A 14926-nucleotide genomic window follows, 5' to 3' on the forward strand; every position below is an offset into this window, starting at 1 on the left:
AAGGTGGGGATGTTGGTTGACGTAGCTTCAATAGCTCAAAGGATATCAGAGAACATACAGAAAGTTATTCTGGGCAAAAAGGACGAAATAGAGTTAGCTATCTTAGCATTGCTTAGTAAGGGCCATATCCTTCTCGAGGATGTACCTGGAGTAGGGAAGACGGTCTTGGCAAAATCTCTAGCAGCATCTCTAGGTTGTTCGTTCAAGCGTATCCAATTCACTCCTGATCTACTTCCTAGCGATGTAATAGGCGTATCTATATATAACCAAAAAACTGGAGAGTTTGAATATAGGCCAGGTCCAATCATCGCTCAAGTTGTGCTGGCAGATGAGATTAATAGAGCTACTCCCAAGACACAGTCAGCCCTATTGGAGGCGATGGAGGAGAAACAGGTTACCGTTGATGGTGTGACTCATAGTCTTCCTGAGCCTTTTCTGGTTATTGCTACAGAGAATCCTATTGAGTACGAGGGCACTTTCCCATTGCCAGAGGCCCAGTTAGATAGGTTTCTTATAAGGATGGCCATAGGGTATCCAGATAAGTCTGATGAGATTTCTGTGCTAGAGAGTCAGCACATAAGACACCCCTTGGAGGAAATTGGCCAGGTAGTTAGTCCAGCAGATATATTGGAGGCGCAAGAAGCGGTTAAGTCTGTATATGTAGACAGGCTGATAAGCGAATATATCGTAAATATAACCTCTGCGACCAGAGAGCATCCAGATGTTTACTTGGGCGCAAGTCCTAGGGGTTCACTTGGTATATACAGAGTTGCCCAGGCGCGTGCTGCGATCTCTGGTAGGGACTATGTTATACCTGACGATGTAAAATCTGTTGTGATTCCCGTACTGTCGCATCGAATAATTCTCAACCCTTCCGCTCGCATGAGGGAAGTGACAACAGAGTCAGTTATATCTAATGTCTTAGAGAGCGTAACTGTTCCTGGTACTAGGTCTGTTATTCGTAGATAAAATTGCAGGTTTGTATGTATGTCTAGAATTAGTCCTGCAGTATTAGGACTGTTACTTATAACTGTAGGGTTGGCTGCAGTCTCTACTGGCTGGCGGTTATTATTCGTGCTTTTTTGGTTGATACTTGGGGTAACAGCTGTAGCTTGGCTATGGGTGGTCTTGGCCTTTAGAGGACTCAAGGTCGTTCGCCCAGAGCCTACCCTTAGAGTGCAGGTTGGTGACGTTCTACGTGAAAGAATTTCATTTATCAATACTTCTAGAATCCCCAAGTTCTGGCTGGAAGTGCATGACGGCGGTGATTTACCAGGTAGAGATACAGGAAGCGTCATTACTGTACCCTCTAAGACCGAAAGACGTTGGTGGAGAAGAACCGTCTGCGAGCGTAGAGGAGTATATAGGTTGGGTCCACTGACGGTTACCGCTTCGGACCCATTCGGCATATTCTCTAGAACTGTTCAAATAGGTAGATCCCACGAACTAGTAATTTATCCTCAGATAGTTACAATATCCGACTTTAGAGTTCCTGCCTTGGAGCTACCCGGGGGAAGCATAACTCAAAAGCGTACTTTTCAGGCTAATCCTTATGCCAGCTCTGTGAGGGATTACACTCCTGGGGATAGTCTGAGCCATGTAAGCTGGAAGGCTACTGCTAGGCATCAGCGGCTGATGGTCAAGGAGTTTGAGTTCGATCCAGTCTCTGATGTATGGATTGTGCTTGATCTTAATAGAAGGTGGCATGTTCCAACTGCTAGTCATGAGTGCCATGTCAGGGATGATCCGTCTAGAAGGTATCTCAACTCGACCGTCGAGTATGCAGTTACCGCAGCCTCATCCTTGGCATCTTGTCTTTTGGAAAGGGGCAGGAGCGTAGGACTTATTACCTGGAGTAAAGATAGGTATGTGGTGCTACCTGATAGGGGTATAAAGCAGTTATGGAAAATACTGGATGTCCTGGCATTAGTTGATGTGAGTATTGGACCGAGCCTAAAGGAAGTTTTGATTCATAGTCAACCTCTATTCGCTGGTAATTATTCGATAGTAGTAATTACCCCTGACATCTCGAGGGATTGGGTTGCGGGCTTGGCACTAGGACGGGGCCGATACGTACAGTTTGCTGAAGTGCTAATAGAATCTAGGAGCTTTGACAAAAGGGCCCCAAGGCCCGCTTATTCACTAAACACTTCTGCGGCCAAATCCGTAACTTACATTCTTCGTAATGGTGATGACATAAGCTACATATTGGGAGAGCCTAGCTTGAGCTATTCGCTTTCAGGGGATGCTAGGAGGAGAGTTATATGAGCCTATCGATAAGGCCCAGGGATATATTTGCGACCTTCCTTTTACTACTAATGGTCGTTACTACGGCAAATTCAATAAAGGAGGCTCAATGGGCCCCAGGTCTCCAGATATTAATATGGGTTGCAATACTTGGTACGTTCATAGGTTTCTTTCTTTCCAGAAGTAACATAAGCCCTGTCAAGTCCCATGTTCTAGCCTTTATACTTGGATTCTTTATAGTCACCTGGCAAACCGGGAGAACTTTAGATCCGGTTGTTCTGGATGGGGAAGCGAGAAGCTCAGTAGTGCTAGCACACCTGCGAGAGTGGATATCTATAGTTATGGATGGAGGGCGGAGCTATGATCCACTAGTTTTTATATTTGTTATGGCATTTATAGTTTGGCTCTTAGCTTATAACAATGCCTGGTTTGTGCTTAATTATGGCTGGGTATGGTGGGCAATTATACCTACCGGTGTAGTTATATTAGTTAATGTGAGTTATAGCCCTGCTAGAGACTATGCTACCTTTGGTATATTTCTATTTTTGTCTCTTCTCCTTATGATATACTCCCACTTCTCTAACAGCTCAGAGAGATGGGCACGTGAAGGGGTCTCTTATGATTCGAGTCTTCCAACAAGGCTGTTCTTGGTAGGGACAGCGATATCCATATTACTTTTGATGTTAGCCTGGAGAGGTCCAGACAAATTAGCTGCCACTACATTGCAATCTGCTTGGAAAAACATAAGCACCCCAATTCATAAGTTGCAGGATGGTTGGGAGCGAGCTTTTGCTTTCCTATATGGGGCTCGACCTTCGGATTCTGGCATTGGTGGAGGCTTCGCAAGCTTCACGAATAACTTTCGCCTGGGTGGCCCTTTGAATCTGGGTAATAGAGTGGTCTTTATTGCCTTAGGAGATCCTCTGCAGTATTGGCAAGCTGCGGCCTACGATATATATACGGGCACAAGTTGGGAGCAATCAAGTGCTGAAAATCCAGAGACTTCTATCAAGGTAGAGTCTCCTCAGCTAGTTCCTAAGGATCAGCTTGGACCTTTAAGGGACGGTTTACAAAGGGTAGATCAAGAGGTTACATTGAGGATTCCTCTAGGGCACACTCTTCTTGCTGCAGATAGAGCTGTTTCTTTTGACAAGGATGCCATATGGGATCTGTCAAGGGAGAAGGTAACGGGTAGATGGTCTATAGATTCCCGTAAAGAGCCCTCCAATGCTGCTGAGTACTCTGACGAGTTAGTTCGGCTGCGTGATTTAATCTTGTCTATAGGTCCCGATAAAATTCTTCGAGCGACAGCGGATGGTGTTGTCTTCAGACGAAATATTATTAGCGCGACACCTACAACTGAGCAATCTCAAAATTATCAGGACTCTGAGTTCTATCGACTTCGAGCTGGCGCTAACGAGCTACAGTCTTACATGCTTGGATTAAGAGAGGATGGGCTCGAAACTACTTATAGGTATGTACGGGGTGAGGGAATTATAACCTTCTCCTACTATAAGACCAATATTCGAGACATTATGAGCGTGACTGCCATAGACCCATTGGAACCTGGTCAAACTTATAAGGCTACTTCTATAGTTGCTAACCCTACGGATGCCCAGTTGAATAAGGTAACACAACAGCCTCCTCAATGGGTCAAGGATAAGTACTTGCAGTTGCCCCCGAATTTACCCGATAGGGTAAGGCAGCTGGCTTTAGATATTACAAGGAATGCTAAGACCACTCATCAAAAGGCCAGTGCTATAGAAGCATATCTTCGCAAGATGAAGTATAGAGAGAACATGCCTCCTACACCTGAAGGTGAGGACTTCGTAGATTATTTCCTCTTTCATCAAAGGGAAGGCTACTGCACATATTTTTCATCGGCTATGGTAGTTATGCTTCGTTCTATAGGCATACCTGCACGTGTCGCAACTGGCTTTGCTCCGGGTAAATACGATAGTCGTATTGGTAGATATGTTGTAACAGAGTCTCTAGCTCATGCCTGGGTGCAGGTTTACTATCCTGGGTACGGGTGGGTCAACTATGAACCCACGCCGGCTAGGCCCGAGATCAACCGATCTCCTGCAATCGGTGGAGGGACGGTAGCCCCTCAGGCTCCGGATAGGAATGCTGTTAATCCTGATACAGTCAATCGGACTGCCGCTCAGGGAGGATCCAATCAAGAGATATCTAATTCAAGAGATATCTTCGACTTCATGCGGATACCTTTTTATGTATTGTCTTCACTAATAATACTGGTATCAGCATGCTATGGTGTTTTAGTGTTCCAGCTTCGTGGACTCTCTGGTGCTAGGAGGCAATACGCTAAACTGATACGCTTGGCGTATCTCATAGGAGTTATACCAGCTAAGAGTAAGACTCCAAATGAGTTTGCAATGCAACTATCTTCAGCAGTGCCTGGAGCTTCTGATGCCGTAGATAGAATAACTAGCAGCTACGTAGAGGAGGTGTATGGGCATAAAATCGTGAGTTCTAGCACACTAAAGAATGATTGGAAAATCATTCTGCTAGGTACTATTCGGAACTTGCCCAGCTATTGCTATCGCTGGCTAATTAGGATAAGTAACATACTAAGGAGAGAATAAAGCAGCACTATTTCTTGTTTTTATGTTGCTTATAGTACTTCTTAGGCTTGGGGATTGGTCTGGATTCGATCTGCTCTCTCTCTTTCTGGATCTCAATTCGCTCTTGTTGCAATTCTTCTTCGAGCGCTGCCAAGTCGTTGTAGATAGACATGTTGCCTAGAGCCTCAGGAGTTTTCATGAGCTCACTTAGCACTCTAAGAGTGGAAGTATGCTCGCTTCCCGCTACTTTACTAGCCAAGGATATGTACTTGTCCATCATCTTAAGCGTTTGGGGGCTTGCACTTCTTGCTTGAAGTCTTTCCTTTATTCTTAGCATGTTGCTGTAGATGTTCATCGCCATCTCCCTTCAATATCATAAGATCTGTATATTCTACCTTAGCGTGACTAGTGCTAGTGATTTTTCGGAGACTTAATATTTTCAGCAAGGAGCAAAAAGTATGGTTACACACACAACTGATGAGCAACACCCAGCTACTGAAAGCCATAGACCAATACCATCCGGCACACCATGCTTTTACTGTGGATATCCCTTACAGGGCACTATAGTTGCTTGGTGGGGAAATGGTGCAGACGTATACTTGCATCCAAGCTGTGTTGTGGAACTCGCGATCAGGATGCTCAGAGATGTGCACGAGATAGAATGCGAAACACAAACCGCTATAACTGGCGGTCATAGTTCTGTGGGAAGAACTTAAAAATGCTACCAATCGGGTATGATGAACCCGATTGGTAGCTCAAAATCAGATGCAGTACCGTTTATACTCTAGACAAACAGCGGCTCCATGTGCCTTCTAATAACCAATCTTTGCATTTCATCTTCAGTCGGTGACTGTCCGTTGAATCTATCGGCTGCATCTAATACTTTGGGCAGCAGATTTATATCGCCTACACTGTTGAGAAATATTCCTGGTCTGCTTAATACCCACCACACTGCTAGGTCTATATCCTCCTGTTCGGTTAGTGGGGCGTACCAGGTAGCTGCTGTTCTGGGCTGATCTCCCCAGGGGGCTTGTGTGATGGACTTAATCGTCTGTACCGCTACGTTTCTTTCTCTGCATATGGCTAATAACTCTTCAAAATCGCGTGCGTAATCTGGGTTTTGCATAAGTGGATAGTTGTATGGAAGTAACACTGAATCAAAGTCATATCTTTCTAGAGACCTTATGTGCATTCGGGCTACTGTAAGACCATGCCCGGTTACACCGATAAACCTTACAAGCCCCTCTTCTTTTGCTCTAATAGCCGCTTCCAATGCACCTCCTGGTCCCATAGCTATGTTCCATTCTTCTGGATCCACCAGGTTGTGGAGCTGAATGAGATCCACCTGATTTACTCTAAGTCTTTCAAGCGAGCGATGTATCTGGTCGTATGCTTCCTGAAAAGTACGCTTTTCGGTTTTGGTAGCTAAGAAGAATTGATTTCTATGTTTTTCCATCCATGGACCTAAAAGTTTCTCGGATTCACCATAGCTTGCAGCTGTATCTATATGGTTTACTCCATACTCTATAATCGTTTCCATTGTTCTATCTGCTTCTTCTTGCGTGACGTTGCTAAGAGCTGCAGCGCCAAATATAACTCGACTGCTTAGGTGACCTGTTCTACCAAATGGCTGTTTGCCTATCATAGGTTTCCTCCTCCCTTCAGCTCAGGATAAGCTAATAATACACCTGTAGAACAATATTTGTCAGGTAGTTCTTAACTAGCTGTTCAATCTCCATATAGAGAAGTTGAGTACAGTTGCAAATAGGCACCAGGCCAGATAGGGAAAAAGGATAACAGCTGCAATAACCGATACCTTTGCTATAGCTCTGATCGTCATTGCTATACATGCCACAAGTATGACGATCTCAATGAATCCCAGCTTGGGTGATCTGAGTCCGAAGAATATGTAAGACCAGAGGAGATTTAGTGCTAACTGTATAAAGAACAGTTTGGTTGCTGTTCTTTTCAATGGGCTATCTTCCTTAAGATTGATGATATATAAAGCTATACCCATCAGCATATACAGGATTGTCCACACAGGTCCAAATAACCAGTTTGGGGGATTGAATCTTGGCTTCCTTAGCTCACTGTACCATGACGGTATGTTCTGCGAAGTCGGTATTGATCCTATTAGTCCTACTCCCTCGCATATAGCTATGAAGCTAAGCGCCTTACCAAATGATGCTAGGTTTCCTATTTTGTCTTCGAAGTAACTCTTTGTATTCTTGACCACGATTATTCTCCTAGGTCTTATTCAATTAGAGGTTAACAGGGAATGGTATATCTTCCTAATTTATATCGTAATACGATATAAATTGCTTGTGCATAACGGAACTCTTACGAAGCAGCAATATCAGGCTCTAGCTAACTTAAGATACGTTATCCGGAAATTCCTGCATTTCAGCGAGTCAGCTGCAAGGCAGGCAGGCGTAGATCCCCAGCAACATCAACTCATGCTCGCAATAAAAGGCTTGCCGGAGGGGACAAAACCCACGATAGGCGAGATTGCTGAAAGGTTGCAGGTTCAGCATAACACTGCGGTTGAATTAGTAAATCGAGCTGAAGCTGCAGGTTATGTAAGGAGGTCGAAGGACAGGGATGATAAGAGGCAAGTCATAGTATGGCTTACTGACCAAGGTGAAAGAGTCCTCGATATGTTGTCTGCCATTCATATGGGTGAGTTGAAAGTTATGGGGCCACAGTTAATTCGTGCCCTTGAATCTATAGTGAAAGAAGATATGTATTCTAAATAAAGTGTTGGGGAGGAAGATAATTTGAGCATTCTTGTAGAAAGGGGGCTTAGGACTTTACACCGTGAAGCTAGGGATACACGACCCAGACTTGGTGACTTCTCAGCTTCTCCTAGGTTAATTTATATCTCTGCTTTGGCAATCGTAGTAGGGATTGTAGGAGCTTTTTTAGCCCTAACACTTCTTTATTTAATACACTTCTTTACTAACTTATTCTTTTTCCTGCGTATATCTTTTCGAGATGTATCACCGTCTCATAACCATTTAGGATTAGCTATACTTTTTGTCCCTGTAATAGGAGGGATTATCGTAGGCCTCATGGCCAGATATGGATCTGAGAAGATACGTGGACATGGCATCCCTGAAGCTATCGAGGCCATATTGATTAATGGTAGTAAGGTAGAACCTAGACTTGCGATACTTAAGCCAGTCTCATCTGCTATTACCATAGGATCTGGTGGGCCATTCGGCGCGGAGGGCCCAATAATCATGACGGGTGGGGCATTTGGATCTCTTATTGCTCAATTACTTAGACTGAGCAGCTCTGAAAGAAAGACACTTTTGGTAGCAGGCGCGGCTGCAGGAATGGCTGCTGTGTTTGGTGCGCCTCTTGCGGCTATAGCATTAGCAGTCGAAGTGTTGCTGTTCGAATGGAGGCCAAGAAGTCTAATACCTGTTGCTATATCGAGTGCGATCGCAGGTGCTCTAAGGTACTACCTCCTAGGGATACCTCCCATATTCCCTACCCCAACTCACACATTTTATCCTACGCTTGTGGTTCTAGTTGATTGTTTCATAACCGGATTGGTTGCTGGCTTGCTTTCATTGATCCTTACCTGGATGGTCTACACTGTTGAAGATATATTTCGCAAATTACCAGTTCACTGGATGTGGTGGCCTGCCATTGGCGGTGTATTCGTTGGTATAGGCGGCTTGATTTACCCGAGGGCTTTAGGCGTTGGTTATGATGTAATAGCTGATATGCTTAGGGGGCAGAATACTTGGCAGCTAATACTAGGTATATTACTGGTCAAATCTGCCATATGGGCTATAGCATTGGGCTCAGGGACATCTGGAGGCGTGTTAGCTCCTATCCTCATGATAGGAGGATCAATAGGGATCGTTGAGTCATATATATTCCCATCAATGGGAGAAGGGTTCTGGCCGATGCTCAGCATGGCCGCGGTACTGGGCGGGGCCATGAGAGCCCCTCTTACAGCCATAATATTTGCCCTAGAGCTTACACATGATATACATTCTGTAATACCTTTGATACTGGTTGTGATGGTATCTTATGGATTCACTGTACTTACTATGAGGAGATCCATTCTTACCGAAAAACTAGATCGTAGGGGCTATCATCTTACGTATGAATACTCTCCAGATCCTCTCGAATTGCATTTTGCCTCTGAGGCTATGGATACCAATGCTAAGCTCATCCCAAAGGATATGACTGTGGGTGAATTTGTAGATCGGTTGGGGAAGGATATTCCACTTCACCAGAGGTTGTACCCTATAGTCGGAGATAGCAATATATTGCTAGGCATAGTGACCCAAAGCCTAATCAAAGGCGTTCCTCCATCTACGAGAATAATTGACGTAGCTGAAAAGCACCCAGTAGTTGCTTATCCTTACGAGACAATGAGGTCTATAGCCTACAGGATGGCCGAACATGGCATTACTAGGATGCCTGTGGTAGAACCGGATTCTGAAAGAGTACTAGGCATTATAACCCTCGGCTCGCTGCTACAGGCTAGAAGGCGAAGGTTATTAGAAGAAAGAGTTAGAGAGAGAGTTATTAAGATCAAGTGGAATCGTGAGCCCATAAGGGTTCGCACTAACTGAGATCATTACAATCAGATATAGCTTAGAAGTTTTAGTTACCTGCGCGGTTGGCCTAGGCGCTTCCAGCACGTGCAAATACTTGTCAAAAACGCGCGTGAAAAATCTGTTATTACAAGGGATATGAAGGAAAGAGGCTGGCAAGGGAAAAGCCCAGATAGAATCTACTTCTAGGACTAGAGGGTATGGGATGCTAGAAGCTGCTAATTATCGCTAGTTATAAGGAATGGGTTGAAGTTTGTCCCTACATCAAAGTAGTCTTCACGTTCTAGCTTCTTCAAAGTGTTTACTACTATATAAGTAACTGGGGTAGCTAGAACCTCAACTCCAACCTTGAAGATATAATTAGATATAAACACCGTTGTTATGAGATTAGGAGGCAGTACCCCATAGAATGCCACCAGCAGGAAGGTAGATGTATCGAAAGCCTCCCCGACCAAGGTTGATCCTATGGTTCGAGTCCACAAGAATCTTCCTCGCGTAAAGATCTTCATCTTAGCAAGGACAAAGCTGTTTGAAAACTCACCTATCCAATAAGCCACTAAACTAGCGAGCACTATCCTTGGAGTCTGCCCTAAGATAGCATGAAAGGACTCCTGTAACTTCCAGTCGGGTGCAGGCGGGAGTACGTCGACTATAGCAAAGACACAGGCTGCTAGAGCTACAAGAAAGAATCCCGTCCAGATAACTCTTCTGGATCTAGAATAACCATACACCTCGGTTAGCACGTCGCCAAATATATAAGCCAGAGGGAATAATATGGTACCTCCATCGAATGTGAAAGGGCCTAGAACTAGAATCTTGGTGGATGCTACGTTGGATATCAGGAGTACGGCCACAAAGGCAGCAGTTATGAAATCTAGATATCTATAACAGCGTCTTCTCTCTGCTCTCAAGCCTCTCTCCAATACACCTATCTCGATTGTGCATTATGCACAGATAGAAGTGTGTTTTTGTTCTGAATGCCGCTCTAATTTTATCAGCTGGAAATTATATTTATGCTGTAGAGACCAACATGAAATTACAACAAAGTACTTACTCAAAGGAGTAAATGAATTATGGAATATAGAAAGGTGTACTATTCTAACAGATCCTTAATGTTGAGAGGTGTTCGTAGGATGCTCAATGAAAACTGGCTAGTACAATCTATTGTTGCCTTGGCTTCTGGCACATACAGAGTTGAATATTATAAGCAAAGCAATCCTAGAGTTAGTTACTCCTCGCTTTTGGACAACAAACCTGCTGGGTTTGAAATAGCGTCATGATGCTATACCCTGATCAGTAATACAGAGCAGGAGGCGTGATCTAGGATAAACCTCGCGGTTTTACCAATAGACTTTGGTCCTGATAGACGTTCTTTGGCAAAAAGGACTACTAATTCAGCCCCCTCCTGCTCTATAGATTTTAGGATTACTTCATTGGGTTTTCCTTTCAATATCCTTCCAATCGTGGGTATGTCGTTGTACTGATGTATAGTATTTATTATCTTATCTATAATTTGTTGAGCGTACGCTTCCTGAGCTTTCTGAATTTCATCTAATCTGTACCTTGATATTCGATGATGACCAATCTCCATCAGCTCAAGCGCTTTCTCTAATGATGGGTCTAACACATGCAACACTACGAGTGCTTTTAGAGTACCTGGTAGTACTCTAAGCATCATCTCGATTTGTCGTTCATCTTCTGTCCCTTTTATCGGAATCAAAGCCTTCATGGGACGATCCAAAAGTGAAACCTTATAACTATCCATAGGCCCAAAATGGCTGTTGCCATCAAAAAGGGAATCGTAACTACCCCCAACTTTGCGTATTCTATTACAGATATTTCGATTCCTTCCTTCCTGAGGAAGAACAGCCAGAGAAAATTCGCTAGCGAACCAAGATGAGTAAGATTAGGTCCTAGATCGCAGCCTAGAATTGCTGCTAGGGAAAGCATCTGCTTAGTAGCTATCGACAGGGGCTGATCGTTGATAGCTTTGGCTATAATCAACGACATTGGAAGGTTGTTGAACAGATTAGTACCTACCATCGAGCTTAGAGTAGTAACTGTGATCTGCCTGATAAGCCCCTCTCCAGCAGCTCTTACAATAAGCTTTCCTAGATAATCCGTTATACCTGTGTTTCTTAACATCTCCACTACTATAACTAAGCCAGTTATAAATGGAAATATTGACCAACTTATATCCTCTCTAAGTCTTCTTACAGATAGCTTGCGCTGCCCAGCCAAGTCCAAAGCTAAGATCCCAGCTCCAACTAATGAGACTAACCCTAGTGGCCACTTCATAGCTGACGCTAGGACGTAGGCAATGGCTATAGTTGTAAGAATCGCTATTGCCGTGTATACCGAATTTGAGGCTTTGGATTTTGCGGGTATAGCGTAATTAGTTCTTAGCTTTCTCCTAAACAGTAGAAGGAATAAGCCTATATTTGTTGTTATAACCAACAATGAAGGTAGCCACATAGCACTTAGATAGGATCGGAAATTTATCCCCACTTGCTCGGATATTATTAGATTGATTGGATTGCTCACGGGCAAGCCAGTCGATGCTGTATCTGCTATAAAAGTCGTTGCAAACATAAATGGTAATGGGTCGAGGGATAACCTAAGAACTAGTGTGTATACTATTGGAGTCAAAACTACTGCTGTGGTGTCGTTAGCTAGCAGTGTCGATATGACGGCTCCCACCAAACAGATGAAAATAAATAACCTTACAGTACTACCTTGTGCTGTGCTAGCTACCAGCTGTGCCAAAAAGTCTATAGCTCCGGACTGATCTGCTAGCGCTGCAATGGACATCATACCCAGAAAGAAAAGGAATATGTTCCAAGATTCTATGACGGAGTGGATTGCTTGTGATGGAGATATTAGACCTAGCAGGATTGCCAATATTGCTCCTGTGAGCGCGGATAGCCCTTCGCTTATTCCCTTAGGTCTAGTAAATACTAGACCTACAGTTAGTATTAGGATTGCTGATGCAATTACCTGCTGCATAGAGACATTATATTCATACTCCCGGTAATAATTCTCCCTTGCACTTGATAAGGTCTAGCTTTATCTTGAAAGTACAACTTCAATTAAGAGGAGGTTTACGGTGAGTTCAGAGGTTCTGCCGTATAGAAACAGCTCGCTGTCTGTGGACCAGCGAATAGATGACCTCTTATCAAGAATGAGTATTGATGAGAAGATTGCCCAACTAGGATGTATCTGGAGTACAGACCTGATAAAAGATGGAAGGTTTGATCCTGATTACGCAGCTGGCTTAATCCCAAATGGTATTGGGCAAGTGACACGCATCGGGGCAGCTACTGGCCTCCGCCCTAATGAAAGTGCAAACCTCATGAATTCTATTCAGAGAGTTGTTATAGAGAGAACTAAGTTGGGTATCCCTGTTTTTATTCATGAGGAGTCTGTAGGAGGCTTTTGTCATAGAGATGCTACTGTGTTTCCCCAGGCCTTAGGGTTAGCTTGTTCGTGGAACCCAGACCTAATAGAAAAAGTTGCTCAGGTGATTAGAGATCAGATGCTTGCTGTAGGAGCCAGATTAGCTTTGGCACCTGTACTTGATGTGGCGAGAGACCCTCGTTGGGGAAGAGTTGAGGAAACTTATGGTGAAGATCCTGTTCTAGTGGGTACCCTGGGTAAAGCCTATATAAAGGGTCTGCAAGGGGACGATCTCACTCAAGGAGTTGCAGCCACAGGTAAGCACTTCCTGGCTTATTCCTTCTCACTAGGAGGAAGAAATTGGGGGCCTGTCCATGTAGGCCCACGCGAGCTTAGAGAGGTTTATGCCGAGCCCTTCGCAGCGGCGATAAGGGATGCTGGTTTATCGGTAATTATGAATTCATACGCTTCTGTTGATGGCTTACCCTGTGCTGGAAGTAAGTCTATACTTACTGACCTCCTGAGGGAAGAGTTAGGGTTTAAGGGATCCGTAGTTGCGGACTACTTTTCCGTTGAGATGTTAAGGTCTTTTCATAAGGTTGCTGCTGATAAGTCAGAAGCCGCCTGCATAGCTCTAAGTGCTGGATTGGATATGGAGCTACCTGCTCTGGATTGCTTTGGCGAACCTCTAAAGAAGGCCATCGAGGCCGGCAGGATCAAGATTGAGGTAGTAGATGCTGCAGTTAGAAGAGTACTGGAGCTTAAGTTCCGATTAGGCTTGTTTGAGAAACCATACGTTGATGCAGAAACTGCTAGCTCGAGATTCCAGACACCAAAGCAGAGACAAATAGCTTATCAAGCTGCCGCCGAGTCGGTAGTGTTACTAAAGAACGATGGTGTATTGCCAATATCAAAGGATGATGTCAAGTCGATAGCTGTCATAGGTCCTGCAGCAGACGATAAGAGGCTTCTGCAAGGAGATTACCACTATCCAGCACATCTCGAGTCTTTATTTGAGTCTCAATCAGATACGGAGTCCTTAGGTTTGCTATCAGAAGAGCCAGCTCCCACTCCTGCTGGCCAACTTAATCTAGGCGACTTTGCTCCTGGTCCCTACTACACTCCGCATATTACTCCACTACAGGCACTAAGAGATAAATACCCTGCTATTGACATAATATATGAGAAGGGTTGCGATATTCTGGGAGATGACAAATCTAGATTTGCAGCCGCAGTTGATGCTGCTCGTCGGGCTGATGTCTCTATAGTCTTTGTGGGAGGTAAGAGTGGTCTAAAGAGACCTGCTACAACTGGCGAGGCTAATGATGCTACATCCTTAGATCTGACGGGTGTACAGACCGACTTGATAAGAGCAATATCGGAAGTGGCCAAGAAACTAGTCGTAGTGGTAATAAGCGGAAGAGTACATGTCCTAGAAGAGTTAGTTGACTCTACCAACGCCTTGCTATTCTGTGTTCCTCCCGGGGAAGAGGGCGGTAACGCTCTGGTTGATGTGCTATTTGGCAGTGTTTGTCCGAGCGGTAGGCTACCAGTTAGCTTACCACGTCGAGTAGGCCAAGTGCCCAACTACTTCGGTCAGAGGAATGGTGGTGACAGAGCTATGTTCTTTGGAGATTATATTGATTCTTCTGTGGACCCACTGTTTCCATTCGGGCATGGCTTGTCCTATACGCGCTTTGAATACACTTCCCCAGAAGTACAAGTTGGTGATACGACCAAGCCAACTGTGATATCTTTTGAGGTCAAGAACTCAGGTGAACATGCTGGTAGCGAGGTGGTTCAACTTTATTGCCAGGATGTGGTTGCATCTGTATCTCGCCCATCTAATATGTTGATTGGATTTGGAAAGATATGGTTGGAGCCTGGACAATCCAAGAAGGTAACTTTTGTAGTGCATCCTTCCAGATTAGCTTTTTATAACGAGGCAATGGAGTTTGTCATTGAGCCTGGAGAGTTTGTATTTAGATTGGGATCTTCCTCGACTGATATAAGACATGAGATAGAGGTGAACATATCTGGGGAGATTGTGCCTTATAGTCAGAGAACGATAGTTGCTACTAAGTTTCTGGTTGAGTAGATTAAGCAACTTCACATAAG

13 protein-coding genes are annotated in these 14926 nt (G+C 44.3%); 7 read left to right on the forward strand and 6 right to left on the reverse strand.

Going from position 1 to position 14926, the window contains the following annotated elements:
- Positions 1 to 9: 9 nt before the first annotated feature.
- Genes N2245_RS06770 through N2245_RS06780 form a run of 3 tightly spaced genes read left to right on the forward strand, consistent with a single transcriptional unit; the run spans position 10 to position 4853 of the window.
- A complete protein-coding gene (locus N2245_RS06770) occupies positions 10 to 969 on the forward strand; it encodes an AAA family ATPase (protein ID WP_494535973.1) in 960 nt (319 codons plus the stop codon).
- A gap of 18 nt (positions 970 to 987) precedes the next feature.
- Entirely contained in the window at positions 988 to 2268 is a 1281-nt protein-coding gene (locus N2245_RS06775) for a DUF58 domain-containing protein (RefSeq protein ID WP_494535974.1), read from the forward strand.
- The gene (locus N2245_RS06780) at positions 2265 to 4853 is read left to right on the forward strand and encodes a DUF4129 domain-containing transglutaminase family protein (protein WP_494535975.1); all 2589 of its coding nucleotides are present in this window, start codon (positions 2265 to 2267) and stop codon (positions 4851 to 4853) included. Before N2245_RS06775 ends, N2245_RS06780 begins: the two co-directional genes overlap by 4 nt.
- 7 nt (positions 4854 to 4860) lie before the next feature.
- Here the strand turns inward: N2245_RS06780 and N2245_RS06785 are convergent, their stop codons facing one another.
- Positions 4861 to 5187 carry a hypothetical protein gene (locus tag N2245_RS06785; protein ID WP_012875030.1) on the reverse strand — a complete coding sequence of 109 codons (327 nt, stop codon included), beginning with the start codon at positions 5185 to 5187 and terminating at the stop codon, positions 4861 to 4863.
- A gap of 103 nt (positions 5188 to 5290) precedes the next feature.
- On the opposite strand from N2245_RS06785, the gene N2245_RS06790 reads away from it, so the two are divergent.
- Complete coding sequence (locus N2245_RS06790; RefSeq protein ID WP_494535976.1) at positions 5291 to 5548, forward strand: hypothetical protein; 258 nt, start codon at positions 5291 to 5293, stop codon at positions 5546 to 5548.
- A gap of 68 nt (positions 5549 to 5616) precedes the next feature.
- On the opposite strand, the gene N2245_RS06795 is transcribed toward N2245_RS06790, so the two are convergent.
- Both N2245_RS06795 and N2245_RS06800 read right to left on the reverse strand, forming a co-directional pair.
- On the reverse strand, positions 5617 to 6477 hold the full coding sequence (locus N2245_RS06795; RefSeq protein WP_494535977.1) for an aldo/keto reductase: 861 nt from the start codon (positions 6475 to 6477) through the stop codon (positions 5617 to 5619).
- A gap of 75 nt (positions 6478 to 6552) precedes the next feature.
- A complete protein-coding gene (locus tag N2245_RS06800; RefSeq protein ID WP_494535978.1) occupies positions 6553 to 7068 on the reverse strand; it encodes a TspO/MBR family protein in 516 nt (171 codons plus the stop codon).
- On the opposite strand from N2245_RS06800, the gene N2245_RS06805 reads away from it, so the two are divergent.
- Together N2245_RS06805 and N2245_RS06810 are read left to right on the forward strand one after the other, a co-directional pair.
- Positions 7061 to 7588: a MarR family winged helix-turn-helix transcriptional regulator gene (locus tag N2245_RS06805; RefSeq protein WP_494535979.1), complete on the forward strand. Its 528-nt coding sequence runs from the start codon at positions 7061 to 7063 to the stop codon at positions 7586 to 7588. The genes N2245_RS06800 and N2245_RS06805 overlap by 8 nt on opposite strands.
- Before the next feature lie 132 nt (positions 7589 to 7720).
- Positions 7721 to 9430 carry a chloride channel protein gene (locus N2245_RS06810; protein ID WP_494536118.1) on the forward strand — a complete coding sequence of 570 codons (1710 nt, stop codon included), beginning with the start codon at positions 7721 to 7723 and terminating at the stop codon, positions 9428 to 9430.
- 200 nt (positions 9431 to 9630) lie between these two features.
- Here N2245_RS06810 and N2245_RS06815 read toward each other — a convergent pair whose 3' ends face one another.
- The 3 genes from N2245_RS06815 to N2245_RS06825 form a co-directional block, all read right to left on the reverse strand.
- A complete protein-coding gene (locus N2245_RS06815) occupies positions 9631 to 10323 on the reverse strand; it encodes a queuosine precursor transporter (RefSeq protein WP_494535980.1) in 693 nt (230 codons plus the stop codon).
- 371 nt (positions 10324 to 10694) lie between these two features.
- Entirely contained in the window at positions 10695 to 11141 is a 447-nt protein-coding gene (locus N2245_RS06820) for a universal stress protein (RefSeq protein ID WP_494535981.1), read from the reverse strand.
- Positions 11138 to 12418: an ArsB/NhaD family transporter gene (locus tag N2245_RS06825; protein ID WP_494535982.1), complete on the reverse strand. Its 1281-nt coding sequence runs from the start codon at positions 12416 to 12418 to the stop codon at positions 11138 to 11140. The genes N2245_RS06820 and N2245_RS06825 overlap by 4 nt, the downstream gene beginning before the upstream one ends.
- Positions 12419 to 12518: 100 nt before the next feature.
- On the opposite strand from N2245_RS06825, the gene N2245_RS06830 reads away from it, so the two are divergent.
- Positions 12519 to 14906: a glycoside hydrolase family 3 N-terminal domain-containing protein gene (locus tag N2245_RS06830; RefSeq protein WP_494535983.1), complete on the forward strand. Its 2388-nt coding sequence runs from the start codon at positions 12519 to 12521 to the stop codon at positions 14904 to 14906.
- The last annotated feature ends 20 nt before the right edge of the window (positions 14907 to 14926 follow it).

It is taken from the genome of Thermobaculum sp. T2p, assembly GCF_059335935.1.

Coding starts and splice junctions, on each gene's coding strand:
- N2245_RS06770 (WP_494535973.1), top strand. CDS start 10: ATGTTGGTTGACGTAGCTTCAATAGCTCAAAGGATATCAGAGAACATA.
- N2245_RS06775 (WP_494535974.1), top strand. CDS start 988: ATGTCTAGAATTAGTCCTGCAGTATTAGGACTGTTACTTATAACTGTA.
- N2245_RS06780 (WP_494535975.1), top strand. CDS start 2,265: ATGAGCCTATCGATAAGGCCCAGGGATATATTTGCGACCTTCCTTTTA.
- N2245_RS06785 (WP_012875030.1), bottom strand. CDS start 5,187: ATGAACATCTACAGCAACATGCTAAGAATAAAGGAAAGACTTCAAGCA.
- N2245_RS06790 (WP_494535976.1), top strand. CDS start 5,291: ATGGTTACACACACAACTGATGAGCAACACCCAGCTACTGAAAGCCAT.
- N2245_RS06795 (WP_494535977.1), bottom strand. CDS start 6,477: ATGATAGGCAAACAGCCATTTGGTAGAACAGGTCACCTAAGCAGTCGA.
- N2245_RS06820 (WP_494535981.1), bottom strand. CDS start 11,141: ATGAAGGCTTTGATTCCGATAAAAGGGACAGAAGATGAACGACAAATC.
- N2245_RS06825 (WP_494535982.1), bottom strand. CDS start 12,418: ATGCAGCAGGTAATTGCATCAGCAATCCTAATACTAACTGTAGGTCTA.